Here is a 25186-nt window from a genome sequence, read left to right on the forward strand (position 1 = left end):
CCTCCTCTTATTATGCAAAACACACGTTTTGCAGGTTTTAGCACCGTTTCAAACATTTAGTTTGAAGGTTGCCGGGTTTCACAGGGCCTTTCCCTCCACCGCTCTCAATAAGAGTTTGTCTTTATTATTTTATTTATGTAGCTAAAAGGAAATACGTTCCCCTTTTAACAATGTTTGTTAATTTTTTATAAATTTAGCACGCACTAAAATAAAAGTCAATGACACTTGCGGAAAAATAAAAATTATTTAAAATAAAGTTGCAATTCAATTATCTTTTGTTGTAAAGTTAAAACCATAATAAAATTTCATACGAACATTCTTATCTAGAGAGGTAGAGGGACTGGCCCTTTGACGCCTCAGCAACCATTAACATTCATTCGTTAATAAGGTGCTAATTCCAGCAAATTGTGAAAGATTTGACAGATGAGAAGAAGACTCTATTCAATCCGAAAGCCTTCTTCTTAGAAGGCTTTTTTTATTTTCACTTAGTCGTTCACTTTAAAAAGGGGGAATTTTCACATGTCAACAATCGAAACAAAACTAGCACAAATCGGGAACCGTAGCGAAGCTACAACAGGAACGGTTAATCCACCTGTTTATTTCTCAACTGCTTATCGTCACGAAGGAATTGGTAAATCTACTGGATTTGACTATTCAAGAACTGGAAATCCGACTCGTGGCCTTTTAGAACAGGCAATTGCAGACTTAGAAAGCGGTGAGCAAGGGTATGCCTGTAGTTCAGGAATGGCGGCTGTTCTCCTTGTCCTTTCACTATTCCGTTCCGGAGATGAGCTTATCGTATCTGAAGACTTATACGGGGGAACATATCGTCTATTTTCCGAACATGAAGACAAGTGGAATATTCGATGTAGATACGTAGATACACAATCTATTAAACAAATTGAGCAAGCAATCACATCTCAAACGAAGGCTATTTTCATAGAAACACCGACTAATCCATTAATGCAAGTAACTGATATCGTAAGTGTAGCAAGTGTAGCGAAAAGGCACGGACTACTTCTTATTGTAGATAACACGTTCTATACACCTTATATACAGCAACCATTAACAGAAGGTGCAAACATCGTCCTTCATAGCGCAACTAAATATTTAGGCGGTCATAACGATGTACTAAGCGGACTTGTCGTTGCGAAAGGGAAATCTCTTTGCGAGGAGCTTGCTCATTATCATAATGCCTCTGGTGCTGTCTTAAGCCCGTTTGATTCATGGCTATTAATTCGAGGCATGAAGACTTTAGCACTTCGCATGAAACAGCATGAAGAAAACGCTCATGCAATTGTTGCTTATTTAAATGATGAAGATGGTGTGACAGATGTATTTTATCCAGGAAGAGGTGGTATGATTTCATTTCGCCTTCAAGATGAAACTTGGATTAATCCTTTCTTACAATCTTTATCCTTAATTACATTTGCTGAAAGTCTTGGCGGTGTCGAAAGTTTAATGACTTATCCAGCAACGCAAACTCATGCCGATATTCCAGAAGATGTTCGAACAGCACGTGGTGTGTGTAATCGTCTTCTCCGTTTTTCAGTCGGCATCGAAAATAGCAACGACTTAATTCAAGACTTAAAGCAAGCAATTAAACTTGTAAAAGAAGGTGTAAGAATATGAGTTATTCCATAGATACGCTTTTACTGCATAATCAATACAAGCATGACACACACACAGGAGCTGTTAACGTTCCCATCTATAACACATCAACATTCCATCAGTTTGATGTAGATGCTTTCGGAAAGTATGACTATAGTAGATCTGGAAATCCAACACGTGAAGCTCTTGAAGATATCATTGCTTTATTAGAAGGCGGGACAAAAGGATTTGCCTTTGCATCAGGCATTGCAGCCATTTCTACTGCATTTCTCCTTCTTTCACAAGGTGACCATGTTCTTATTTCAGAAGATGTATATGGAGGTACTTATCGAATTGTTACTGAAGTTCTCTCCCGTTATGGTGTTTCACATACATTTGTTGATATGACCAATGTGGAAGAAGTAAAAGAAAACATTAAACCAAATACGAAGCTCTTTTATGTAGAAACACCTTCTAACCCACTTTTAAAAGTGACAGATATTCGTGCTGTTTCTAATCTTGCAAAATCTATTGGTGCTCTTACTTTTGTTGATAATACATTTTTGACACCACTATTTCAAAAACCGCTTGATCTTGGCGCTGATGTCGTTCTTCATAGCGCTACAAAGTTTATTGCTGGTCATAGCGATGTCACCGCCGGATTAGCTGTCGTAAAAGATGAAGAACTCGCTCAAAAGCTCGGCTTTCTACAAAACGCTTTTGGTGCTATTTTAGGACCGCAAGATTGTTCTCTCGTGCTTCGCGGCATTAAAACATTGCATGTACGTCTCGAACATTCAGCTGCAGGTGCCAACAAAATCGCACATTTTTTACAAGAGCACACTAAAGTTCAAAATGTCTATTATCCTGGCTTACAAACACATCTTGGATTTGACATTCAACAATCTCAAGCTACATCAGCCGGAGCTGTCCTATCTTTCACTTTACAATCAGAAGACGCACTCCGCCAATTTTTATCAAAAGTAAAACTACCTGTCTTCGCAGTTAGTTTAGGAGCTGTCGAATCGATTCTTTCCTACCCAGCTAAAATGTCACATGCAGCATTGTCGCAAGAAGCTCGTGATGAAAGAGGTATTTCTAATTCATTACTTCGTTTATCGGTTGGTCTTGAAAATGTTGACGATTTAATATCCGATTTTGAAAATGCCCTTTCTTATGTAGAAGAACCTGTAAATGCATAAAGGGAAGAAACGAAGCTGTGTACGAATAATAAAACTCTTCAAGAAATAAAATAGTTGTTTAAAAAGATGAACTCTAGAATAAATGACTGATGACTTGATTATTCTAAGATGTATCAGTTACATCCAAACATTTCATTATCATCATAAAGAAGCTGATCATAATCAGCTTCTTTTCTTTTAACCTGTTATATATTCTATATATAACATTACAATTCCTTTGTCATATTATTTTAAAAATTTTGTATATTCATTTGAAAGAATAAGAAAATCATGATAAAATTGTGTTACGAATATATCTATATCTTTCAATTTTTGAAACGCATCAAAATTTTCACTCAAAAATGTCATTTTACAAAACTGTGCAAATTTATCTATTTTATTTACATCAGGGTCTCTTTTCTTACAATTTCTTTACTTTAGGACTTTTTTTCTGCAACAACTGTTTTCTTTTCTTTGATTTTTTGGTATGTATAGTATGGTATAACAGCTCACACGGAGGTGGAAAAGAACATGTTAGAAACCTTTCAAAAAGAAATAGAACTATATGAAAGCAATGCAGAATTATTGAAAGTGCTTGCTCATCCTGTTCGCTTATGTATTGTAAAGGGATTAATTGAACGTGGCCCAAGCAACGTTTCTACAATGTACACAGGCTTAAACATGCCACAATCTACAATTTCACAGCATTTAGCAAAGTTAAAAAGTGCTAAAATCGTTTCTAGTGAAAGAAAAGGATTGGAAATTTACTACAAAGTAGAAAACGAAACAATCATTCAACTCGTTCGCGTATTATTAGGTTAGGGACCTATAGACAGAGAAAAAGAGTGTATTCTATATTTTTCATCTCATATCTTTAATATAAATATATATCATGAGAGAAAATATATAATGCTACATAATTAAAAGTCGTATTAAAAAACAAGACACAGAAAATACTGTGTCTTGTTTTTTTCATATTGTTAAATATTGATTCAAAAGTAAATTCTTCATATCTTTTGTGTGTATAACAACATCGAAAGCATTACCTAATCCTCCGTTCAAAATCATAGAGCGAATAGCTCTATTTAGTTTTTGAGTTTCAGAAAAAGGGTTGGTATCTTGATGGCTAGCAAGCTGATCTAATATTCCTGCTGCTAACAAAAACTCTGATTGCTTCCTATGCCATATCGTATTAATTCCTTGTAGCTCAAAATTCATCTTCAACTCATCCCAATGAACATGCGTAGTAAGGTCCATTTCTCCTGGATATGCAAGAGGATTACGAATTAGCTTGTGCTTATAATATCCTCTTAAACTTCCTTCACGATGTGCAGGATGCATCCATTCTTCTTTTGTATATCCATAATCAACTGTAATACATATACCTTTCTGAAACCATTTCGCAATCTCTTCTATATACTCTTCCATTGCAATAGGCACTTCAAAGCGCTGTCCCTCAGCAATATGAATGTTATATTTCAATAAGTAACGACCGACTCTTTTCTCTATCGGTCTAAATACTTCTGTAAGGTTTCCCTCATCTGTATACGTGATACGTACTTCATACAAAATTCCATTTCTTTTCTCAACTATCTCAACAGGAAACGCATCAAATAATTCATTCGAAAAAATAATTCCTTCGAAAGACTCTCCCATTTCAATATAAGATGTATAATACGACACATTATCAAATAAGCAAAGCCTCTCCTGTTGTAGCCTTCTATGAAAAGGGCTCACTTCAATAATTGAATAGTTTAAATTGATAAAGGTTTCCGGAGATAATTGTTTCCATTCTTGTAAAACATCATAGGCAAACTTTCCTGTTCCCCCACCAATCTCACAAATATTTGGAAAAACTTCTCCCTTTTCAACAAGCCGAATAAAAAACTTAGCAAAAGTCTTCGCAAATACAGAAGATACATTGCTACTCGTAAAAAAATCTCCCTGTCTTCCAATTTTTTCACGTTCTCTCATATAATACCCATGTTCCTCTGCATATAATACGAGGTTCATATACGTACTATATGAAATCGAATGATCCTTTTCTTTTTCCATCCATTCTCTTAAAATGAGCTCCATCCCCATAATGACTCCTTATTGTAAAAATGGATTATTTTCTTTTTCAAATCCAATACTTGTTTCTGGACCGTGTCCACATAGCACTGCTGTTTCATCTGGTAATACAAATAGCTTCTCTTCAATACTTCCAATTAATTCAGCAAAACTTCCACCAGGTAAATCCGTTCTTCCAATACTCATTTGGAACAATACATCTCCAGAAAATACAGCATTCGCTGCTTTACTATAATAAGAGATACTTCCTGGAGAATGTCCTGGTGTCTCAAAAATTTCAAAACTAAAAGAACTGATCGTTAATGTACCCTCTTCGTCGATAATATGATCTGCTGGTTTTGCTGTAATACTGCGGTTCATCATAAAAATTTGCGAGCCATTCACAGTTGCATCGCCTAACCAATTCGCTTCTTCTTTATGTACGTATACCGGAATATGAAAAGCGTCTCTCACGGCATCAACAGCACCAATATGATCGAAATGAGCATGTGTTAATAAAACCGCAAGTGGCTTTAACTGTGCTTCCTGTAAATATGTAACAAGTTTCTCTCCTTCATGACCAGGATCAAAAATAATACACTCATTTTGATCATTCGTTAAAATATAAGCATTTGTTTGTAATGGGCCTAAAGGCATTTGTATCCATTTCATATGAAAATCTCCTCCAGTTATTTAATTTACTTTTAATGATACAACATTTCTTTCTCTTAGGAAAAGAAGGCGTGTTATCTCGACAATCATTTTTAAAACATGTACAATATAAAAGAGTAAATATTCTAAAAACTTATTCTAAGGAATGAGTAGACAGAGGAGGATATTGTATGGGCCTTGTTATTATTTTTACGCTAGTCACTCTGTTAGCTGTATTTGCTACGCTTAGAACACTTCGCGAAAAAAACTTATTCGCGGGTGGCTTCGCTATTGCAACCGTACTTGTTTTCGGATGGTTTACAATCATGACTGTTCTATATAATGGGTACCCACCAGCTTAATCCATTTACATTTTTATTCTCCAACAAGATCTTGCATAAAAAGAGGAAGGGGGCCCCTTCCTCTTTTCATTATTCACAACTTATATCATCTTCGCCTCGTATTTGTGCTTTTTTACAAGCCACGCTCCTCCAATTACACCTGCATCATTACCAAGTATTGCAATTGCTAACTTTGTGCTCTTTACAGCACGAGAGAAAGCATATTGCTCGAAATAACGTTGAATTGGCTCTAATAGTGCGTCTCCAGCTTTAGATACGCCACCACCAATTACGATTTTCTCTGGGTTCAACGTACTAGCAAGGTTCGCTACAGCTAATCCTAAATAAGAAGCTACTTTTTCCACTACTTCACCTGCTAGTTCGTCACCTTGTCCAAGCGCTTCAAACACATCTTTTGATGTAATAAGCCCTTCTTCTGCTAACATAGAACGTAAAACACTTTCTTTATCTGTCTCTTGTATTTGTTGCATAGCAACACGTACAATACCTGTTGCAGAGGCTACCGTTTCTAAACAACCCGACTTCCCGCAATTACATGGAAAAGCGTTCTCTGTAACAACTGTAATATGTCCAATCTCACCAGCAGCACCGCTTATACCATGTACAATCTCACCATTGGCGATAACACCACCACCAACACCAGTGCCAAGTGTCATACAAATTAAATCTTTTGCTCCTTCACCAGCACCTTTCCACATTTCACCAAGCGCCGCTAAGTTTGCATCATTATCAATAACAACAGGTAATCCCGTTTCTACTTCTAGTAAATCTTTTAACGGATAGTTTTTCCATCCTAAATTAACCGCTTCATAAATCATTCCAGATGCCACATGTACAGGACCAGGAGCTCCCATACCAATACCAATTAGCTTACTTTTTAATTCACCTAATTCTTCTAACTTTTTATCAATAGCTTTCGCTACATCAAGTGTAATATGTTTTCCTTGTTCATTTGTATTCGTAGGGATTTCCCACTTATGTAAAACTTCACCGTACACATTAATAAATGCTAATTTAATCGTTGTACCACCAAGGTCAACACCAACTAACCATTTCTCTTCCATGTTACGTACCTACCTTTATCTATTTCTTATTTATCTCTTTTTGAATTTCTTGCTTCAACAAAAATAAAGCTGTTTGATAGTCTTGTGGATCGATTAGTTGTGATTGATTTAATTCACGCAATTCATCTTGCATTAATTGTAAATCAGCGATTCGATCACCCGTATAAATAATCGTGCCAAATTTCTTTAGCAATTGCTGAATATCATAAATGGATATCATTTCATCACCCTTTATGCTCACTTACTATAAAAAAATTATAATAAGAAAACGTTCACATATTTTATTATAATCAAGAAGAAAAAGTCTCGTCAATTTTTATTTGTCTATACAAGCCCATTTATAACCATTGTTCCTTTTTCTGTAATAATTTTTTCTACATTTTTATCAAATGGCTCTACCGGAATATGTTTTACAATTTGAAAATCATAAGCTAATGATAGCGTTTTCCCTTTATAGTGCACGAGATAACGATCATAGTAGCCACCGCCATATCCAATCCGTTCTCCTCGGCGTGTATAAGCTACTCCCGGCACGATAAGAAGATCAATTTCACACGCATTCACTTCTTCCGTAAGCGCTGGAATCGGTTCACGTAAATTCATATATACTGTTTCTAATTGATTTAAATTACTAATTTGTCGAAAAGACATCGTTCTTGTCCCTTTATTACACTTCGGAACAACAATTTTCTTTCCTTCTTCCCAAGCTTTTTCGATAATAGGATATGTATTCACTTCATGCTCCATCGAGAGAGTGATTCCAATTGTTTTAGCTTCAACCCACTCTTTTTGTCCATACACCGAAACTGCAATTTGTTCCGATAAAGTTGTATACTGTTCTTCAGATAAAGAATTCATGTGTTCTATTATTTGTTTGCGTAAACGTATTTTCTCTTCTTTCACACACTTTTCCCCCTTGCAGTGACACTTTACTCTACGAAGATAGTGTATCACTTTTACGTAGGAATCGCATAAAAAAAAGAAACAGTAGGAAAATATTCCTACTGCTTACTTTGTTTCACGGTGTAACGTAGACTTCTTGTCACGCTTGCAATACTTTTTAAGCTCGATACGCTCAGCGTTGTTACGTTTATTTTTCTTTGAGATATAGTTACGATCTCCGCATTCTGTACATGCTAGAGTAATATTCACACGCATTCTTATTTCCCTCCAGTCACTAATAACTTAAATCAGACTATACTATAATACCACTTTTAAAATAAAAATTCTACACCTTTTGATATTGTCTAATTTTTTCTATAAGATTTTTCATATTTTCCCTTGCTATTACTGGGTTTCTAGCATGTGAATACACCAAAATTTTTGGTTGTTTTGTATCAGAAACGATATAAGACCACTCTTTTTCGGTATATTTGAACTGTATCCCTTCAAATATACCTTCTTCTTTTCTTTCCATATCGGCCAATAATTTCCTCATTACTTTCCCTTTTTCCTTCCATGAACATACAACTTCATCATAAAGTAGATACAGTGGCGGTGATTGCTCTGCTATGCTAAGTAATGTTTTTCCTTGCAACGCTATTAATTCGAATAATTTTCCAATTCGATATAAAATATCTCGTTTCCATCTTAATTGAAAAGAGTTTTTTTCGTTATGCATATAAAAGAGGAGATAACATTCCCCTAATTTCAAAGACATTGGGTAAACATTATCTGCTGATTCGAGTAATAAATCTGGAATATCTACTTCTTCAAAATCAGTTCCTTGGTAAATATTACTGTGAGTGTCATATAATTCGAAGCGATTTCCGTGTTCAGAAAACATAAGCGCCATATTTGCTTTACTCGATTTCATCAGAGCTTTCACATGATCTTTTTGTTCACTCGCGTAAATCCATGTAACTGTGCATCCAAGCCTTTGTAGAAAGATCATAAGTAAATGTTGTAACATATCATTTCTCTTATTAATAAGAAGATGAAACTTCTGTTTTTGTATCGTTTCAATATCAATACGCTCTAACACAGCTTCTACATAATTATTTACAGAAACGTGAACTAGCTTATTTCGCCCCATTTCTTTCTCAGAAGCGTAATAAAAAGACTCAGACATATATACTTGTTCTATCGCTTTTTGCTGCTTATACGTTAAAAACGAGCCCTCCTTGCCATACAGTTGTATAACAATCCCTCTTTCGCTTTCTACTTGAACGAAAACTCCACCTGCACATTGCAAATTATGAATGGCATACTGAAAAAGCGACTCATTCATTTCTTTACATTCCATCGTATGAATCCCGCTGCCATGAATGGCATGGAGGAATAAATTTTTAAAGGAAGTTGTTTCTATATTTTCCTGACTTCCAATCAATATACTCTCTCCTTTAGCAAAAAGAGATCCATAAGCCATTGCAACTTTCACAATAAATTGAGGAGTAATTTCAACATTACCCCTTCCTACAATCCGGCTTTTTTGTAACCATCCTGCACTCTTTTCACTCTCTTTAACACCGGCAGAACCTACTATCGAATGACTATCTATCTCCTTATATGGCCATATTTTTCCTTTTTGCTTAATTACTGTACTTTTCCCTATATGACAATGATCCGCTACAATACTTTTTTGAAAAAGTGTAACATCATCTTCGACCATTGTATGATCTCCTATTGTTGTTTCTAACAACTCACAATTTTTTCCTATATGAGAGTTTGCAAAAATGATGCTTTTTTGAAGATGAGAATAACTTGAAACGATACTATTTTTCCCGATAATAGAGTACGGTTCAATTACAGCCCCTGCACCAATCATTGCTCCTTCTCCAATAAAAGAAGGGCCATGAATTTTCGTCCCTTTTCCTATCGTTACACCTTCTCCCATCCACACCATCGGTAATACTTCTGTATATGGAATAGGCACCTTCAATTTTTTCGTCAATAAATCGAATTGAGCTTGCCGATATTGATCAAATGTACCAATATCTAGCCAATAGTCTTCTGATAAATATGCAAATAAAGCATTTTTATTTGCCAATAAAGGAAACACATCATGACTGAAATCCGAAAATCCCATGGATGGTATGTAAGAAAAGATTTCTGGCTCCATTATATAAATACCTGTATTCACAATATTAGAAACTACCTCATTCCAGCTCGGCTTTTCTATATATCGTATAATTTCTTGTTCTTTATTCATTACAACTAAGCCAAATGAGAGTGGGTTTTCTACTTCTTTCACAAACATCGTTACCATTCTCTTCTTCTGTTCATGAAATGCAATTCCTTCTGATAATTGAAAGTCAGTTAGTGCATCCCCACTAATAACAACAAATGTTTCATCTAAAAAACTTTCCGCTTGCTTAATACTCCCTGCTGTTCCAAGCGGAGGAGAATCTTCAAAATAATACAAGTTAACTCCCCACTTACTACCATCACCAAAGTATTGCTTAATAGCGGTACTCATATATTGAACTGTAATTGCAATTTCACGAATACCATGCTGACGTAATAATTCAATATTATATTCAAGAACTGGTTTTTCTAACAATGGTAACATCGGTTTTGGAGTATTACATGTTAATGGTCTAAGGCGTCTCCCTTTTCCTCCAGCTAAAATAACCCCCTTCATATACTTCAGCCTCCACTTATATAATGTTCAAGAACTCCGTATATCATTTACCCCACATTAACTGCAGTAAAAGTCCGGTTTGGTACGATCTAACAATCAGCGAGAGACAGCCCCACTAATTAAAGCCTCACTTTATAAATAAATGTACCTTTTAACTCCCACCAAAAAAGAAAGCGCTTACCATTAACTTGGTAAAATAATTAATAAGACGTAACTAACATATATGTACTTATTTTTCCATTAATTATGATACATCTTATCATCATAGACTAAAGGAAACAATGAGCTTTTTTTGTCATGTTTTGACTAAAAAAAGCAGGTGATTTCTCATCACCTACTTTTCCCCCTACTCATTCAATAAATAATGCTTTCCTTTTACTACATAAAATACATTCTCGGCAATATTTGTAACATGGTCTGCTACACGCTCAATATATCTTGCAACAAAGGATAGTTGTGTAATTTGTGTAATCGCTTCTGGTTGTCCAGGGATAGATGAAATAAATTCACGAATCGCCTTCCCATAAATTTCATCAACTGAATCATCCATTTCAGCAATTTGTTTAGCAAAAGTTAAATTTTCTTGCTCATATGCTTCTAATGCTAAATTTAACATCTTATGAGCAATCTCAAACATTTCCTCAATATTATGTAAACTAACAACCACTTCTTTTTCACCAAGACGAATTGTTGATTTCGCAATATTAACAGCATGGTCTGCAATACGTTCTAAATCTGTCGCTGTTTTAATTGAAATGAAAATTCTTCTTAAATCACTTGCTACAGGCTGCTGCTTTGTAATAAGCATAAGCGCAAGGTCATTTATTTCCTCTTCTAAATTATCCATGCGATAATCTCCATCAATGACTTCTAACGCTTTCTCTACATCCCTGTTGTGAAGACCTTCCATAGCAATCAATAAAGCTCCACTTGCTAACTCACCAAGCTCGATCACCTTTTGCTGTAACGTTTTTAAATCACATTGAAACTGTTCTCTTACCATCATTTCTTCCCCCTCAATATTATGTGCCATTATATATAAAGTGAAACTTTAATCAGTGGGGGTTTTGTTCATCTCCCACTGATTATTAGCCTTCACCAATCGGGCGTTTACGGGCAGCCCGACTCCCACCTAGCTTCTTTGCTCCATCCAAATTTTGAGGTGGGAGTTTTACTGCCCGGCAAATAGCGGGATAAATCCCCTACCCCGCCTCTTGTATGTTTATTACGCCTTGAGAAAAGAGAAATATTACTCCCCTATTAGAATGAGGTGAAAGTGAGAAATGCCGATACGATAAACTTAACTAAATCTATACAATTCAATCAAATTCACACAAGTTAGTGCTTCAAAGTGTTCTCGCAACCCCGAAGGGATGAGGGGTATAACACTCCACACGAGGCAGTATCGTTACCTCATATTATCAAGCATTTATTTTACCCATCTTGATAAATTTATCGAAGCATTCAAATCCCTATCGTGATGGCTATTGCATTGAACACAGTCCCATTCACGAATCTTTAAACTCCACTGTCCTTCTGATTGAACTGAATGGTCGTATTTAACTCCGCAACATGAGCAAATCTTGCTGGAAGCGAACCATTTATCAGCTTTTACATATTCAATGCCGTACTTCTCACACTTGTATGATAAACATTGAAAGAAGAAGTTTAATTTTTGAAATGAAAATGCTTTCGATAGTTTTTTGTTTTTTAACAGGTTTGAGATAGGTAAGTCTTCCACAACAATCCTCATTGGTTTGGTTTTCACCAATTTAGCTGTTGATTGATGGATATGGTTATTTCGGATATTCGTAATTTTCCTAGATAACCGAAGGTGCTCAGTTTTAGCTTTTTCATATCCGGCAGATTGAATTTTTACACCTTTTTTAAATCTCCTAGACATATCTCTTTGCGCTGACTTTTTCCTTTTCAAAAGTTTTTTAACCTTAGCATCTTTGTTTATATTTCGTTCTTTCGTACCATTAGAAGCTACAAACAGCTCTTTTAAACCAACATCCACACCAATCGACTCATTGGTTAGTTCTTGTGATTCAAAGTCTTCCTGGAACCCTACACTAATCCACCAGTGACGACCATCAAATGTAACTCTTGGATTTGATGATTTTTTGTTTCTTGGTAGTTGTTGGCTTGTTTTCACTTCTCCAATAGACTGAATATCAACTACTTTCTTTCCTATAATCAGTCTTTCATAATTGGCATAAAATCCTTGAATTAAATCTTTTTTGGATTTATAAGAAGTGTGATAACCATTTTTGTACTTTTTGAACGAATTTCTTCTCGCCTTATCAAAATCTTTTGAAGCCTGTTTGGGAACTTGTGCGTTGATTTCATTTAACCACTCATATCTCTTTCGCTTCTTGATCTTTGTAAATCGTTTCTGTAAATCTAACTGTGAAACAGATTTTCCAAATAGCTTATAGTATCTATCACTCATTCTTTTACAATAGTTATAAGCGAATCTTGAAGCTCCAGCATGATTTCTAAGCACTTTTTCTTGTTCAGGCGTTGGAATCAGTCTGACTTTCTTCGCCAATATCATCAGAAGTCAACTCCTTAATCATCTGATTGATTTTTTCTACTTTCGCAACATTCACGCTCACCATTTCTAGCCACGTTGTAGTTCAATCAGCTTTAGGGATTGCCCGCAGTTAACCCTCACTACTAGCCAATCACTTGACTAGCAGGGCTTACTGATATATTTAATTAACTTTGGTTATAATTGGTTAAATAAATCGTAACAGTTAGTTACCCTCTGTTAAGAGGGTATTTACTCTTAGCCTTGCTAGCGATATCAACCAAATCGTCCTGTAATGTAGTCTTCTGTACGCTTATCTGCAGGTGTTGTAAATAATTTGTTCGTATCTGTATATTCCACAACTTCTCCACTTAAGAAGAAAGCAGTTTTATCTGAAATACGTGCTGCTTGTTGCATGTTGTGCGTCACGATAACAATACTAAAGTCTTTCTTTAACTCCTGAATTAGCTCTTCTACTTTTGATGTTGAAATTGGATCTAGCGCCGATGTTGGTTCATCCATTAAAATTACGTCTGGCTCAATCGCTAAGCAGCGTGCAATACATAGGCGCTGTTGCTGTCCACCTGATAAACCATATGCGTTATCGTGCAAACGATCTTTTAACTCATCCCAAATCGCTGCTCCGCGCAAGCTCTTTTCAACAATTTCATCAAGTGTTTTTTTGTCACGAACACCATGGATTTTCGGGCCATATGCTACATTTTCATAAATAGATTTTGGGAATGGATTTGGCTTTTGGAATACCATACCCACATGCGTACGTAATTCTTCAACCGGATATGACTTTTCGAATATGTTTCGTTCTCTATATTCGATAACGCCCGTAGTTCGAACGATAGGCACTAACTCTACCATACGATTTAGTGTTTTTAAGTACGTTGATTTACCACAACCACTTGGACCGATAATCGCTGTTACTTCATTCTCATGAATACTTAAGTTGATATCTTTTAAAGCGTGGTCTTCTCCGTACCATAAATTTAAATTTTTCGTATCAAATACCACTTTTTTTGGTGCTGTCTCAATCTTTTTCTCGTTTTTCACCTGTACATTTACTACTGTTGCTACCATTTGAATTCCCCTTTCATCCACTTCCAACTTATTTTCGATTTCGTAACCATAAGACAAATATATTTATAAAGAGCAGCAACCCTAACAAAACAATCATCCCAGCTGCTGCTACATACTGAAATTCTTCTTGTGGTCTACTCATCCAATTAAAAATTTGAATTGGTAAAACCGTAAATCTATCAAACATACTGAACGGAACATAATTTGCAAAGGCAAGAGCCCCAATGACTAATAATGGTGCTGCCTCACCAATTGCTCTCGATACCGCTAACGTACATCCCGTTACAATCCCTGGTAAAGCTACTGGCAATACAATTTGATACATCGTTTGCCACTTCGTAGCACCTAATCCGTAAGAAGCCTCTAGTAATGAGCTCGGCACAGTTCGAATCGCTTCTTGACTAGCTACAACAACAGTTGGTAAGACGAGTAAACTCATCGTCAGTGCCGCTGCAATTATGCTCTCTCCTAAATGGAGAGCGTATACGAAAATAGTTAACCCGAGTAAACCAAACACAACGGAAGGTACCCCTGCTAATGTTTGATTATTTAATTCAATTAACTTTTTAAAAACGGACTCCTTCGCATAATGCTCTAAATAAAGAGCTGTTCCGACTCCAAATATAAAAGAGACCGGTATAACAATGCTCATAAATAGTATTGTTCCTGACAAAGCAGCTACAATCCCAGCTTCTCTCGGATTACGTGAGGCGAAGTTTGTAAAGAAATCTATTGAAAGATAACTTATACCTTTTTCAAAAATTTGAAAAAGCAATATAAAAAGTATTACTACTGAAAACAAAATTGCTATATAAAACAAACACTTGTAAATCCGATCCTTTAAAAAACGCGATGCCATATTTTCTTGTATTCTTTTATGGTTTAACATTCGCATATTATGTCACCCTCCTAAAACGGCGCATAATATATTGCGAAATGATATTCATAATAAAAGTAAACATAAATAACGTTGCACCTACAGCATACATGCTGTAATAAGTAATCGTTCCGTGCGGAGCATCACCTAAACTCACTTGTACAATATAAGCTGTTAATGTTTGAATAGAATGAGTCGGATCTATTGATACATTAGGTGTTGATCCAGCAGCAATAACAACAATCATCGTTTCACCAATTGCCCTGGAAGCTGCTAATATAATCGCTGCCATTATGCCCGTAAAAGCCGATGGAAACACCACTTGTTTTACCATCTCAAAACGAGTTGCTCCTAGCGCTAATGAGGCTTCTTTAATTCCTTTTTCTACAGCTCTCATAGCATCTTCAGAGAGAGACGCAATCGTCGGTATCATCATAAACCCTATAACAATACCTGGACTAATAGCATTAAAAAACTGTAAATCTGGTATAATCCGTTGTAAAAGTGGTGTGACAACTGTTAACGCGAAAAAACCATATACAATTGTCGGGATGCCTGCTAGTAGCTCTAACAACGGTTTTAATATTTTCCGAGCGCCATTCGAAGCGTATTCGCTTAAAAACACGGCACAACCTAAACCAATAGGAATTGCTACGAACATGGCAATTGCTGTTACAAGGATTGTTCCACATATAAGTGGTAATATACCGAATTTTGGATCTTCAAAAAAAGGTAACCATTCCTTTTCTGTCAAAAAAGAATACAATGATATCTTTTGAAAAAACATGATTGTTTCATTTGCCAACGTAATAATAATTCCAAGTGTCGTTACAATGGACACGCTAGCAATGGCTTTTAGTATTAACGGAACAATTCGATTGATTCGCTGCGTTTTTTTTCTTCTATTTGTATTTCTCTCAATCAAATGTTGTACAGAAAATGTAATTTGACTTTTGTCATTATGAGCCACAGATGAAAACCCCTTTCCACCCTGACATTACCTTTTTATTTCTGTTAACATTCGCAGCTGTTCATTATATTTTTCTTTTGGTAATTTTACATATCCGACCTCTTCAGCAAGGCTTCCAACATGCTTAATCATAAACTCAACATAATTTGCTACATTAATTTTATTTCTGATAGATGCATGATTCACATACGTAAATAGCGGCCTAGATAATGGCTTATACGTACCCGACTGAATGGTCTCTTTCGTTGGAAATACACCATCCACCTGTATTGCTTTTACCTTATCTCGATTGGCCATATAATAAGCATATCCTACAAAAGCAATGGCATTTTTATCATTCATTACCCCTTGCATAATAACTTGATCGTCTTCAGACAAAGAAACCGTTTTTACAAGGCGATTATTTTGTAAGACAACATTTTGGAAATAATCATAAGTACCAGAGTCTACGCCTGGCGCATAAAATTTAACTTGTTCACGAGGCCATGATGAATGAATTTGTGACCATCGTTTCAATCTTCCATTTTCACTCCATAATAGACGTAACTCGTCTATCGTCATATTGTTTACCCACGTATTTTGACGATTCACAACAATCGTTAGACCGTCATAAGCAACCTCAAATGGTGTAAATTGAATGGATTTTTTCTGCATTGCATTTTCTTCTACCGGTTTCATCAATCTCGAAGCATTGTTTATATCTACTTCTCCTTTACTGAAACGATTAAATCCTCCCCCTGTCCCAGAAATACTAATAGAAATTTTCACGTTTGGATGGGCCTTTGTATATTCCTCTGCTACTGCCTCTATAATGGGGAAAACCGTTGAGGATCCATCAACTCTCACTTCTCCCATTTCATTTGTAGCGAATGCAGTAGACATATTAAAACAAAGGAAACATGTCGATAATGTCAAAACTTTAATCGATGCGCTCATCCATTTCACGTGTTCTTCCTCCTAGAAGTAACCGGAAATAACAGGATTACAGATATAAGAATACTGCTAAACTATTAATTCGGTTTTAATTATTTGTAAAAGTTTTGTAAAGTCCCACAAAAACAACTGTATACACAAACTTTATTTTCACTTTTGTACTTTAGATGCAGGAAATTTTCTAATCATCCATAAAGCGAAACTTTAATCAGTGGGGGTTTTGTTCATCCCCCCACTGATTATTAGCCCTCACCAATCGGGCGTTTACGGGCAGCAGGGCTCCCACCTAACTTCTTTGCTCCAGCTGAATTTTGAGGTGGGAGTTTTACCGCCCTCAAACGCGGGATAAAACTGCTATCGCCTATCACACACAACAAACTTAGAGCGTATGCACTAATCTTGTTGTGTTCATCGTTTTTGAAACTACATGTTTTTTCAATATTTTATGCTTGTCCACATTTACTAAACCATATGCGTAAGGCATAAAAAAAAGCACACTATCTTTTCAGATAGTGTGCTTTTTTTACAACTTTTTTATTCATCATCTTGATTTTTATTTTTTTTCACTTTTTCATCTTGCGGAGCTTCACCAGTTAATGCTTGTTTTTTCAAATCAAAGTAAGCGTCCATTATTTCACGACTGATATATCCATTAATCCCTGTTTTATCATCATGTACCCATGGCACAACAACAGAAAATGCTACTTCTGGATCTTCAAGTGGCGCATAACCTACTAATGTTAAGTTATATGTTTCAATACGCTCACCCTTTGCATTTCTACCAATCTCTTTATCTCCGCCATACACAGTTTGAGCTGTACCTGTTTTCCCAGCGGCTTTATATGGTGCACCTGCAAAGTATTTTGTAGCTGTACCACCTGTATCGTTAAACACTTGTCTAAATCCTTCTTGAACACGTTTAATTTGTGATTCAGGCATATCAACACGATTTAATACTTTCGGTTCCATGGATTGAACAACTTTTCCAACTTCCTCTGGCTTCGCCGATGGCTGACGAATTTCCTTTACAACTTGGGGTTGCATACGATATCCACCATTTGCAATCGTCGAAATATATTGCGCTAATTGAAGCGGTGTATACGTATCATACTGCCCGATTGATAAATCTAATAAGAAACCTGGTTGATTTCCTTTACCTATTTGACCAGCAGTTTCATTTGGCAAATCAATTCCTGTTTTCACACCAAGTCCAAACTGACCAAAATAGTAACGCATAGTATCGAACGCACTTTTCGGAATATCTAACGTACCGCCTCGTACATATGGAACCCCAGCGATATTCATCGCTGTTTTAAACATATAAACGTTAGAAGACATTTTTAACGCTGTCAGGTCATTAATATACCCCATCGTTTTCCAAGATGACTTCGTAGGTGTCCCTTTTAATTTAATCGGTTCATCATACTGTACAGCTCCAGGTTGAATCGCACCAGTTTGATATCCCGTAAGTACTGTCGCACCTTTTACAGTTGAACCCATCGGATAAGAACTTGTCATCGTTCCTAATGCAAAATCATCTACTTTCGTTTCCCCGTCTTTATTCACTAATTGTTTCCCCGCCATAGATAAAACTTCACCATTTTTCGGGTTCATCATTACAACGAATGCACGGTCTAAAAGAGGCTCGCTCCCTTTAAATCTCATTAAGTTTTTTGTAAGAATTTCTTCTACGCGCTTTTGTAATTTCATATCGATCGTTAAATTTAGATCGTTACCTCGTTGTCCTTGTGACACATTAATAGTTTCTAAAATATTACCCTCTTTATCTGTAACATTTCTTACTTCAGCTTTTGTACCGTGTAGGCTATCTTCATATTGTTGCTCAAGGTAACTTTTTCCTACGCGATCATTACGATTATAATCACGAACAAGATAGTAATCTAATCTTTCTCTCGGTAACCCTTCATCAGAAGAAGTTACACCACCAAGTACACTTCGGAACATATCGTCATACTTATATTTTCGCTCCCAGTCAACATTTGTATCTACGCCTGGTAATTTCGCTAAATTTTCACTAATAATCGCGTATTCTTCTTCTGTTGCACCTTTTTTAACGATTTGCGGCGTCATTGCATATCCGCTTTCCATCTTGCTTTTGATCGCCAATATTTCTAAATCTTTTGCTGACAATTGATTAATCTCTTCTTCTGTTACACGATTTCGTTGACGTTCATCTAGTTCTTTATCTTCAATTTTATTCGCTTTAAAATCTTCACGATCTTTTTTTGTGATTTTTGCTTCTGCTTCTTCTTTATGTAAAGCAAGCCAATAATCTTTCTTATCGCGATCTGTTAACTTATCTGTTGGGACTTCAATTAAATCTGCTAACTTTTTCGCCGTTTCTAAGCGATCTGCTGCAGTTGATCCCTTCATTTTTGTAAATGTAATTGTACGAATAGGCTCATTATCTACGACCGCTTCTCCATTACGATCAAATATTTTCCCGCGTGGTACAGGATTGCTTATCGTTGAATTTTCTTTTTTCTCAACTTCATTTTTATATTCCTCACCACGAACAATTTGTACGTATCCAAGCCTTACAATAACCGCGGAGAACATTAAAAACACGCAAAAAAACAACACGTTTAACCGAAAGGGAACGTGGGTTTTTTTCTTTGTCTGGTTCTTTTTCTGCTTCTTGCTCATACAAACCCCCTCTACCAACAGCTATGTAATGTGAAAGGGACACCTTCATACAGGTGCCCTCACTGCTGTCTTACATCTTTTTCTATTCTAGCATAAAACACGCGATAAGTTAACCTTCTGGTTCAGTTTGATTCTGTGTGCTCCCTTGCGCTACAACACTGGTTTTGTTCACATTCCCCTCATCATATTTGACATTTTTAACTGCAAAATAAATAAGGAAATGTCCAGCTCCTAAAATACATAGTAAGAAAGGTAAACTTTTTTCAGGCGGAAAAAATATGACAGCACATAAAAAACTTAAAATGGAACAAATTCTTCCAGCATTTAACCATAATTCCCTGACCACTATATATTCTACACGCCATTCTCTCGCCTGTTTTGCTCTACCAATTACATCGTATGTCATGGAGCCGTACGGAACGAGTAAAATAGGATATGCAACCGCAATACATGCTGCATAAATAAGTAATTTCGTATATGTAACATTAAAAATAACTAAAAATACAACCGCGTATAAAATAATACCGCCAAGTAAAATTGCTTTTTTTCGCCATTCTTTCTTTAACATACGAGCAACTAAATAATAGCATACAAATGATACTGCAGAATTCACTAAACTATATTTCCCTAGTGCTAACTCGCTACCAGATGCTAAATAGACATATACCGAAATAACGAAAATAAACGTTCCCTCTCTCAAACCTTGGAAGAAATGAGCGCGCGTAATTCTTCCCCAGTTTTCATCAACTTGCCGCTCTTTCAATACTTGCACAATTTCATAGCGTCCTTCACATTCCCTCTTCGATAAAAAAAAGCTTAGAACGACTGCAAACGCAAATAACATTAACGAGAGGAAGAAAACGACAGTATAACCACTCCATTTTTCCATACGTGAAATTGTATATCCGGCTGCTATCGGTCCAATCATTCCAGAGAACGATGTAAGAAGTCCTAGAAAACCGTTAAAAAAATCTCTTGTTTCTGGTTCTGTAATCTCAAATGTTAACAAGTTAAAAGCGAGCCAATAAAAACCATAACCAACTCCTAAAAGGGCTCCCATTAATAAAATATAGTGAGATGCACTTTTTCCCGCTACTAAAACGACGATAAAAAAAACAGCTAACGTGCCTACACCGATTCTCAATAAAATCGAGCGATCAATACGTTTCGCTAATTTCCCGCCCACAAGAAATGTTAGAGGCTGCAATACAACGCTGGCCAAATTATACAAGCCCAGATTCACATAATTTTGTGTTTGCTTCCATAAATAAATGTTTACAAACGTATTCGATAAAGAAATTGCGAGCGTGTATAAACCTCCTATAACGAGCAATAATACTAAATCCCGATTCACTTCAACATCACCGATTACATGTTTCCACTTCATACACAACTCTCCTTTACTTCATGTTCTAGTCTTCCAAAAACAAGCTCAATTATGTAAAAGGAGAACATAGAAAAAAGCTAGGAGAAAACCCCCTAGCTTTTTTCTAGCTGTATTAACTTTAATTATTTTGCTTCTTGGTAAAGTTTTTCAGCAACGTTCCAATCTACAACGTTCCAGAATGCACCGATGTAGTCAGGACGACGGTTTTGGTAATTTAAGTAGTAAGCATGCTCCCAAACATCTAAACCGATAACTGGAGTTTTACCTTCAGTTAGAGGAGAATCTTGGTTTGGAGTGCTTGTTACTTCTAACTCACCATTGTTTACTACTAACCAAGCCCAACCAGAACCGAAGCGAGTTGCGCCAGCTTTTGCGAATTCTGCTTTGAATGCATCGAAGCTACCGAATTTCGCTTCAATCGCAGTTGCAAGTTCGCCTACTGGTTGTCCCCCGCCGTTTGGAGATAGGATTGTCCAGAAGAATGTATGGTTAGCATGTCCGCCACCATTGTTACGTACTGCTGTACGGATTGCTTCAGGTACTTCGTTTAAGTTTGCAACTAATTCTTCAACGCTTTTGTCAGCTAATTCTGCATGACCTTCTAAAGCAGCGTTTAAGTTTGTAATATACGTGTTGTGATGTTTTGTATGATGGATGTTCATTGTTTCTTTATCAAAGTGAGGTTCTAAAGCATCATACGCATAAGGTAAATTTGGTAATTCGTGTTTTGCCATTGTTATATTCCTCCCGGTTTATGTATTGTCACTACATATGTGACCTACAACTTCATTCTACCCTAATTGCCATAGGGTGCAAACAAATAAATCGCTTTGTCTTGCTATCATTAAAGTAGCAAAATTCCCACTTCTTTTCAATTAAAATGCTCATATATTCCGAAAAAAAGCTTCCTTCTACAAGGAAGCTTCCTGCTGACATAATAAACATATGAAATGGATATGGACCCTGTAGGACTCGAACCTACGACCGGACGGTTATGAGCCGTCTGCTCTAACCAACTGAGCTAAGGGTCCACGATTATGTATGTACCATTAAAAACAACTAAATTCCAATCGGATATATCGTTTGAAAAATGTAAGATAAATTTACCATATACGAAAGAAAAGTGTCAATTGTATTTTTCTCTACTAAAAGAAGTAAATTAATAAGAAGGAATTTAGTCCTCTCTACTATATGTAAATATAATATATCTTGAGCTTCTCTAGATTCGTACGTTACAATGATTTTATACATACATAAAGGAAGTGAATCTATGTCCATTTTTACACAGCTAGCAAAAAGCGTATATTCGCCTAAAGATATGGCGCTTTTCCGTTTTCAAAAAATCGGTAAAACCATTTTGTATATTATGCTTCTTTGCCTAATCACTACTATTCCAAGAACTTTCTTGTACGGTAGCGTTATTCAAGATGGTGTTAACATGGTAAATAAAGTAATCGAAAAAGATTTACCTGATTTTAAAATTGAAAATGGCGAGCTAACAGCTGATATTGATCAACCTATCGAAAAAGAAGATGGAAATGCCCTTTTCGTATTTGATCCAAATTCAACAGACTTAGAAAAATATCAAAATAAAACAGGTTTATTTGTTTTAAAAGATAAAGTAGTCTCCATGGGGAATGGTCAAACACAAACATACTCCTATAATGACTTATTAGGCGCATCTCTTGAGAAAAAAGATTTACAAGATTTCATTTCGTTATTTGACAGTATTTATCCAATCTTATTATTCGTTATTGGGTTCTTACTGTACTTGTTCCAATTATTTATTACCTTTGTAGGAGTTACATTGCTTGCCTTCATCGGTTCTGCGATGAGCGGTCAACGCAAATTATCTTATAAACAAGTTTGGACATTAACTGCTTACAGCTACACAATTCCAACAATCTTCTTTATGATTATGGATTTATTCAAAATAAACGTACCTGGCGCAACATTCATTTACATTGCAGTTGTTTTAATCGTTCTATACTTAACAATTAAAGAAGTTCCAAAGCCGAAAGAAAAACAAGAACTATAAAAAAATGCCTAAATAGGCATTTTTTTTTTGGACAAGCATATATTCCTAGCAAAGGAGTGAAGGATATGAAGAGATTAGGTGTACTCTTATTCGTGCTTGTCCTCGGTTATATATTTTATTACGACATAAAAATCGGTACTTTACCGATGTTAAGTTCATACAAAAAAACATCTGCTGCCCAAACGATAAAAAAAGAAAATACAGATACAAAACAAAATAAAGAGAAAGAAACAGAAAAAGAAACGGATACAGCTTATAAAGCAATCGAAGTAAAAACTGGCGATACAGTTCTTTCTATTACAGAAGCGATTAATAAGAAAAAAATTCCTTCTATTGAAAAAGTAATTGATGATTTTAAGCAATTAAATAAAAATACATCTGCTACAAAAATCCAAGTTGGAAAGTCTTATAAATTCCCCTTATATCAATAAGCAATCACTTAATCCTTGTCAATTACATAAAGGCGCTGATACAATAGTAAAAGTGAAACCGAGTACTTTGGTTTCTATAGCCCTTTCTCACACATACTATCATTGATGTAAGGGACTAAAATAAGAAACTTCTTTTATAAGGAGAGCGATCAATTCGTGAATGAAATGACTCAACGCACAAAAACACGTCCAGTTAAAGTCGGTAATTTAACAATTGGCGGTAACAATGAATTAATTATACAAAGTATGACGACAACAAAAACGCATGATGTTGAGGCTACAGTTGCTGAAATTAAACGTTTAGAAGAAGCTGGCTGTCAAGTTGTTCGTGTTGCTGTTCCAGACGAACGCGCAGCAAATGCTATTGCTGATATTAAAAAACAAATCAACATTCCACTTGTTGCTGATATTCATTTTGATTACCGCCTTGCTTTAAAAGCAATCGAAGGCGGCATTGATAAAGTACGTATCAATCCAGGTAACATTGGACGTCGCCATAAAGTAGAAGCTGTTGTAAATGCAGCGAAAGAGCGTGGCATTCCAATCCGTATCGGTGTAAATGCCGGCTCATTAGAACGTCATATTTTAGAAAAGTATGGATATCCAACTGCTGATGGTATGGTCGAGAGCGCACTGCACCATATTAAAATTTTAGAGGACTTAGATTTCCACGATATTATCGTATCAATGAAAGCCTCTGATGTTAACTTAGCAATTGAAGCATACGAAAAAGCTGCTCGCGCTTTTGATTATCCATTACATTTAGGTATTACAGAATCAGGAACATTGTTTGCTGGGACTGTAAAAAGCGCCGCCGGTCTTGGAGCAATTTTAAGTAAAGGCATCGGAAATACACTTCGTATCTCTTTAAGCGCTGATCCAGTTGAAGAAGTAAAAGTTGCACGTGAACTATTAAAATCATTCGGTCTTGCATCTAATGCCGCAACACTTATTTCTTGTCCAACTTGTGGTCGTATTGAAATCGACCTAATTAGCATTGCTAATGAAGTCGAAGAATACATCTCCACACTTAAAGTTCCAATTAAGGTTGCAGTACTCGGCTGTGCCGTAAACGGTCCTGGTGAAGCTCGTGAAGCTGACATCGGTATTGCCGGTGCACGCGGAGAAGGTTTATTATTCCGTAAAGGGCAAGTCGTTCGTAAAGTACCAGAAGAAACAATGGTAGAAGAACTGAAAAAAGAAATTGATGTAATCGCTGCTGAAATGGCTGCCGAACGAGAAAAAGAAAAAGAAAAGCAAGAACAATAAAAAGAAGGTTGCCACAATTTTTGTGAGCAACCTTTTTTTACATTCAAATTAAAAACTCGTCAGTTATATAACTGACGAGCCCTCTCATTTTGCACATTTTGGGCAACGACCATATATTTCAAACTTATGCCCCGTTACCTCATAACCTTTAAAATCTTTATTCATAAAATCCATCGGGCAGGAATTAATCTCTTTTGTACCACCACAATCTAAACAAATGAAATGATGATGATGTTCCATAATGGAGCATGTAAAACGGAAATGCTTTTCACCATTTAATTCCGTTTGCTCTAAAACACCGACTTCAGCAAAAACCGTTAAGTTACGATAAATCGTATCAAAACTAAGTCCTGGATAACCACCCTTCATATGCTCTAAAACATCTTTCGCAGTTAAATAACGATTATGAGCTGCGAATAATCTCAGCATTTCTTCCCTTTTCCCCGTATGTTTGTATCCCTTTTCCTTCATTAGGCGTAAAGCTTCTGTTAGATTCATACCTA

The 25186-nt window shown here is 36.0% G+C and carries 25 protein-coding genes, 1 tRNA gene and 2 riboswitches; of the genes, 7 read left to right on the plus strand and 19 right to left on the minus strand.

Features of this window, described 5'->3' with window-relative positions; translation table 11 throughout:
- Nucleotides 1-4 precede the first annotated feature (4 nt).
- Nucleotides 5-114: riboswitch (SAM riboswitch) on the minus strand.
- 202 nt (nucleotides 115-316) lie between these two features.
- Nucleotides 317-430: riboswitch (SAM riboswitch) on the plus strand.
- 89 nt (nucleotides 431-519) lie between these two features.
- From metI to QCI77_RS21790, 3 genes are all read left to right on the plus strand, one after another.
- Entirely contained in the window at nucleotides 520-1632 is a 1113-nt protein-coding gene (metI, locus tag QCI77_RS21780; RefSeq protein WP_002143142.1) for a cystathionine gamma-synthase/O-acetylhomoserine thiolyase, read from the plus strand.
- Nucleotides 1629-2792, plus strand: coding sequence for a cystathionine beta-lyase (metC, locus tag QCI77_RS21785; RefSeq protein ID WP_002143144.1), 1164 nt, complete (start codon nucleotides 1629-1631; stop codon nucleotides 2790-2792). The genes metI and metC overlap by 4 nt, the downstream gene beginning before the upstream one ends.
- Before the next feature lie 510 nt (nucleotides 2793-3302).
- The gene (locus QCI77_RS21790) at nucleotides 3303-3593 is read left to right on the plus strand and encodes an ArsR/SmtB family transcription factor (RefSeq protein WP_000894375.1); all 291 of its coding nucleotides are present in this window, start codon (nucleotides 3303-3305) and stop codon (nucleotides 3591-3593) included.
- Between the two features lie 150 nt (nucleotides 3594-3743).
- Here QCI77_RS21790 and QCI77_RS21795 read toward each other — a convergent pair whose 3' ends face one another.
- Nucleotides 3744-4856, minus strand: coding sequence for a class I SAM-dependent methyltransferase (locus QCI77_RS21795; protein WP_002190678.1), 1113 nt, complete (start codon nucleotides 4854-4856; stop codon nucleotides 3744-3746).
- A 9-nt stretch (nucleotides 4857-4865) separates the two neighbouring features.
- Nucleotides 4866-5495, minus strand: a complete 630-nt coding sequence (locus QCI77_RS21800; RefSeq protein ID WP_340778288.1) for an MBL fold metallo-hydrolase — start codon at nucleotides 5493-5495, stop codon at nucleotides 4866-4868.
- 170 nt (nucleotides 5496-5665) lie between these two features.
- Between QCI77_RS21800 and QCI77_RS21805 the strand changes: the two genes are divergently transcribed.
- On the plus strand, nucleotides 5666-5836 hold the full coding sequence (locus QCI77_RS21805) for a DUF2759 domain-containing protein (protein WP_002034036.1): 171 nt from the start codon (nucleotides 5666-5668) through the stop codon (nucleotides 5834-5836).
- 80 nt (nucleotides 5837-5916) lie between these two features.
- Here QCI77_RS21805 and glcK read toward each other — a convergent pair whose 3' ends face one another.
- The 16 genes from glcK to QCI77_RS21885 form a co-directional block, all read right to left on the minus strand.
- Nucleotides 5917-6900 carry a glucokinase gene (glcK, locus tag QCI77_RS21810; protein WP_353825471.1) on the minus strand — a complete coding sequence of 328 codons (984 nt, stop codon included), beginning with the start codon at nucleotides 6898-6900 and terminating at the stop codon, nucleotides 5917-5919.
- Nucleotides 6901-6919: 19 nt separating this feature from the next.
- Complete coding sequence (locus tag QCI77_RS21815) at nucleotides 6920-7120, minus strand: YqgQ family protein (RefSeq protein ID WP_002015140.1); 201 nt, start codon at nucleotides 7118-7120, stop codon at nucleotides 6920-6922.
- Between the two features lie 104 nt (nucleotides 7121-7224).
- Nucleotides 7225-7803 carry a 5-formyltetrahydrofolate cyclo-ligase gene (locus QCI77_RS21820; protein WP_002015142.1) on the minus strand — a complete coding sequence of 193 codons (579 nt, stop codon included), beginning with the start codon at nucleotides 7801-7803 and terminating at the stop codon, nucleotides 7225-7227.
- A 105-nt stretch (nucleotides 7804-7908) separates the two neighbouring features.
- On the minus strand, nucleotides 7909-8058 hold the full coding sequence (gene rpmG, locus QCI77_RS21825; protein WP_001265616.1) for a 50S ribosomal protein L33: 150 nt from the start codon (nucleotides 8056-8058) through the stop codon (nucleotides 7909-7911).
- Nucleotides 8059-8128: 70 nt separating this feature from the next.
- Entirely contained in the window at nucleotides 8129-10483 is a 2355-nt protein-coding gene (locus QCI77_RS21830) for a sugar phosphate nucleotidyltransferase (protein ID WP_113769211.1), read from the minus strand.
- A gap of 346 nt (nucleotides 10484-10829) precedes the next feature.
- Nucleotides 10830-11486 (minus strand): phosphate signaling complex protein PhoU, encoded by a 657-nt coding sequence (gene phoU / locus QCI77_RS21835; protein WP_033728155.1) that lies wholly within the window; start codon nucleotides 11484-11486, stop codon nucleotides 10830-10832.
- A 426-nt stretch (nucleotides 11487-11912) separates the two neighbouring features.
- Nucleotides 11913-13043, minus strand: coding sequence for an RNA-guided endonuclease InsQ/TnpB family protein (locus QCI77_RS21840; protein WP_353825472.1), 1131 nt, complete (start codon nucleotides 13041-13043; stop codon nucleotides 11913-11915).
- A 252-nt stretch (nucleotides 13044-13295) separates the two neighbouring features.
- Entirely contained in the window at nucleotides 13296-14111 is an 816-nt protein-coding gene (pstB, locus tag QCI77_RS21845) for a phosphate ABC transporter ATP-binding protein (RefSeq protein ID WP_353825473.1), read from the minus strand.
- 28 nt (nucleotides 14112-14139) lie between these two features.
- On the minus strand, nucleotides 14140-15006 hold the full coding sequence (gene pstA, locus QCI77_RS21850; protein ID WP_199672704.1) for a phosphate ABC transporter permease PstA: 867 nt from the start codon (nucleotides 15004-15006) through the stop codon (nucleotides 14140-14142).
- 1 nt (nucleotide 15007) lies between these two features.
- On the minus strand, nucleotides 15008-15958 hold the full coding sequence (gene pstC / locus QCI77_RS21855; RefSeq protein ID WP_353825474.1) for a phosphate ABC transporter permease subunit PstC: 951 nt from the start codon (nucleotides 15956-15958) through the stop codon (nucleotides 15008-15010).
- 27 nt (nucleotides 15959-15985) lie between these two features.
- Nucleotides 15986-16903, minus strand: a complete 918-nt coding sequence (locus tag QCI77_RS21860) for a PstS family phosphate ABC transporter substrate-binding protein (RefSeq protein WP_002138359.1) — start codon at nucleotides 16901-16903, stop codon at nucleotides 15986-15988.
- A 522-nt stretch (nucleotides 16904-17425) separates the two neighbouring features.
- Complete coding sequence (locus QCI77_RS21865) at nucleotides 17426-19558, minus strand: peptidoglycan D,D-transpeptidase FtsI family protein (protein WP_353825475.1); 2133 nt, start codon at nucleotides 19556-19558, stop codon at nucleotides 17426-17428.
- A 109-nt stretch (nucleotides 19559-19667) separates the two neighbouring features.
- The gene (locus QCI77_RS21870) at nucleotides 19668-20945 is read right to left on the minus strand and encodes an MFS transporter (protein ID WP_353825476.1); all 1278 of its coding nucleotides are present in this window, start codon (nucleotides 20943-20945) and stop codon (nucleotides 19668-19670) included.
- 122 nt (nucleotides 20946-21067) lie between these two features.
- Nucleotides 21068-21679, minus strand: a complete 612-nt coding sequence (sodA, locus tag QCI77_RS21875; RefSeq protein ID WP_001052029.1) for a superoxide dismutase [Mn] — start codon at nucleotides 21677-21679, stop codon at nucleotides 21068-21070.
- A 223-nt stretch (nucleotides 21680-21902) separates the two neighbouring features.
- Nucleotides 21903-21976 (minus strand) — tRNA-Ile (locus tag QCI77_RS21880).
- Nucleotides 21977-22004: 28 nt separating this feature from the next.
- Nucleotides 22005-22196 carry a hypothetical protein gene (locus tag QCI77_RS21885; protein WP_002034057.1) on the minus strand — a complete coding sequence of 64 codons (192 nt, stop codon included), beginning with the start codon at nucleotides 22194-22196 and terminating at the stop codon, nucleotides 22005-22007.
- Nucleotides 22197-22215: 19 nt separating this feature from the next.
- On the opposite strand from QCI77_RS21885, the gene yqgB reads away from it, so the two are divergent.
- From yqgB to ispG, 3 genes are all read left to right on the plus strand, one after another.
- Nucleotides 22216-22983 carry a protein YqgB gene (gene yqgB, locus QCI77_RS21890; protein ID WP_002034056.1) on the plus strand — a complete coding sequence of 256 codons (768 nt, stop codon included), beginning with the start codon at nucleotides 22216-22218 and terminating at the stop codon, nucleotides 22981-22983.
- A gap of 65 nt (nucleotides 22984-23048) precedes the next feature.
- Nucleotides 23049-23414: a hypothetical protein gene (locus tag QCI77_RS21895; RefSeq protein WP_002129120.1), complete on the plus strand. Its 366-nt coding sequence runs from the start codon at nucleotides 23049-23051 to the stop codon at nucleotides 23412-23414.
- 165 nt (nucleotides 23415-23579) lie between these two features.
- Nucleotides 23580-24683 carry a flavodoxin-dependent (E)-4-hydroxy-3-methylbut-2-enyl-diphosphate synthase gene (gene ispG, locus QCI77_RS21900; protein ID WP_161793976.1) on the plus strand — a complete coding sequence of 368 codons (1104 nt, stop codon included), beginning with the start codon at nucleotides 23580-23582 and terminating at the stop codon, nucleotides 24681-24683.
- An 84-nt stretch (nucleotides 24684-24767) separates the two neighbouring features.
- Here ispG and QCI77_RS21905 read toward each other — a convergent pair whose 3' ends face one another.
- A complete protein-coding gene (locus tag QCI77_RS21905; RefSeq protein WP_353825477.1) occupies nucleotides 24768-25181 on the minus strand; it encodes a Fur family transcriptional regulator in 414 nt (137 codons plus the stop codon).
- Between the last annotated feature and the right edge of the window lie 5 nt (nucleotides 25182-25186).

This window comes from Bacillus cereus group sp. MG9 (assembly GCF_040459995.1).
Taxonomy (GTDB): Bacteria; Bacillota; Bacilli; order Bacillales; family Bacillaceae_G; genus Bacillus_A; species Bacillus_A mycoides.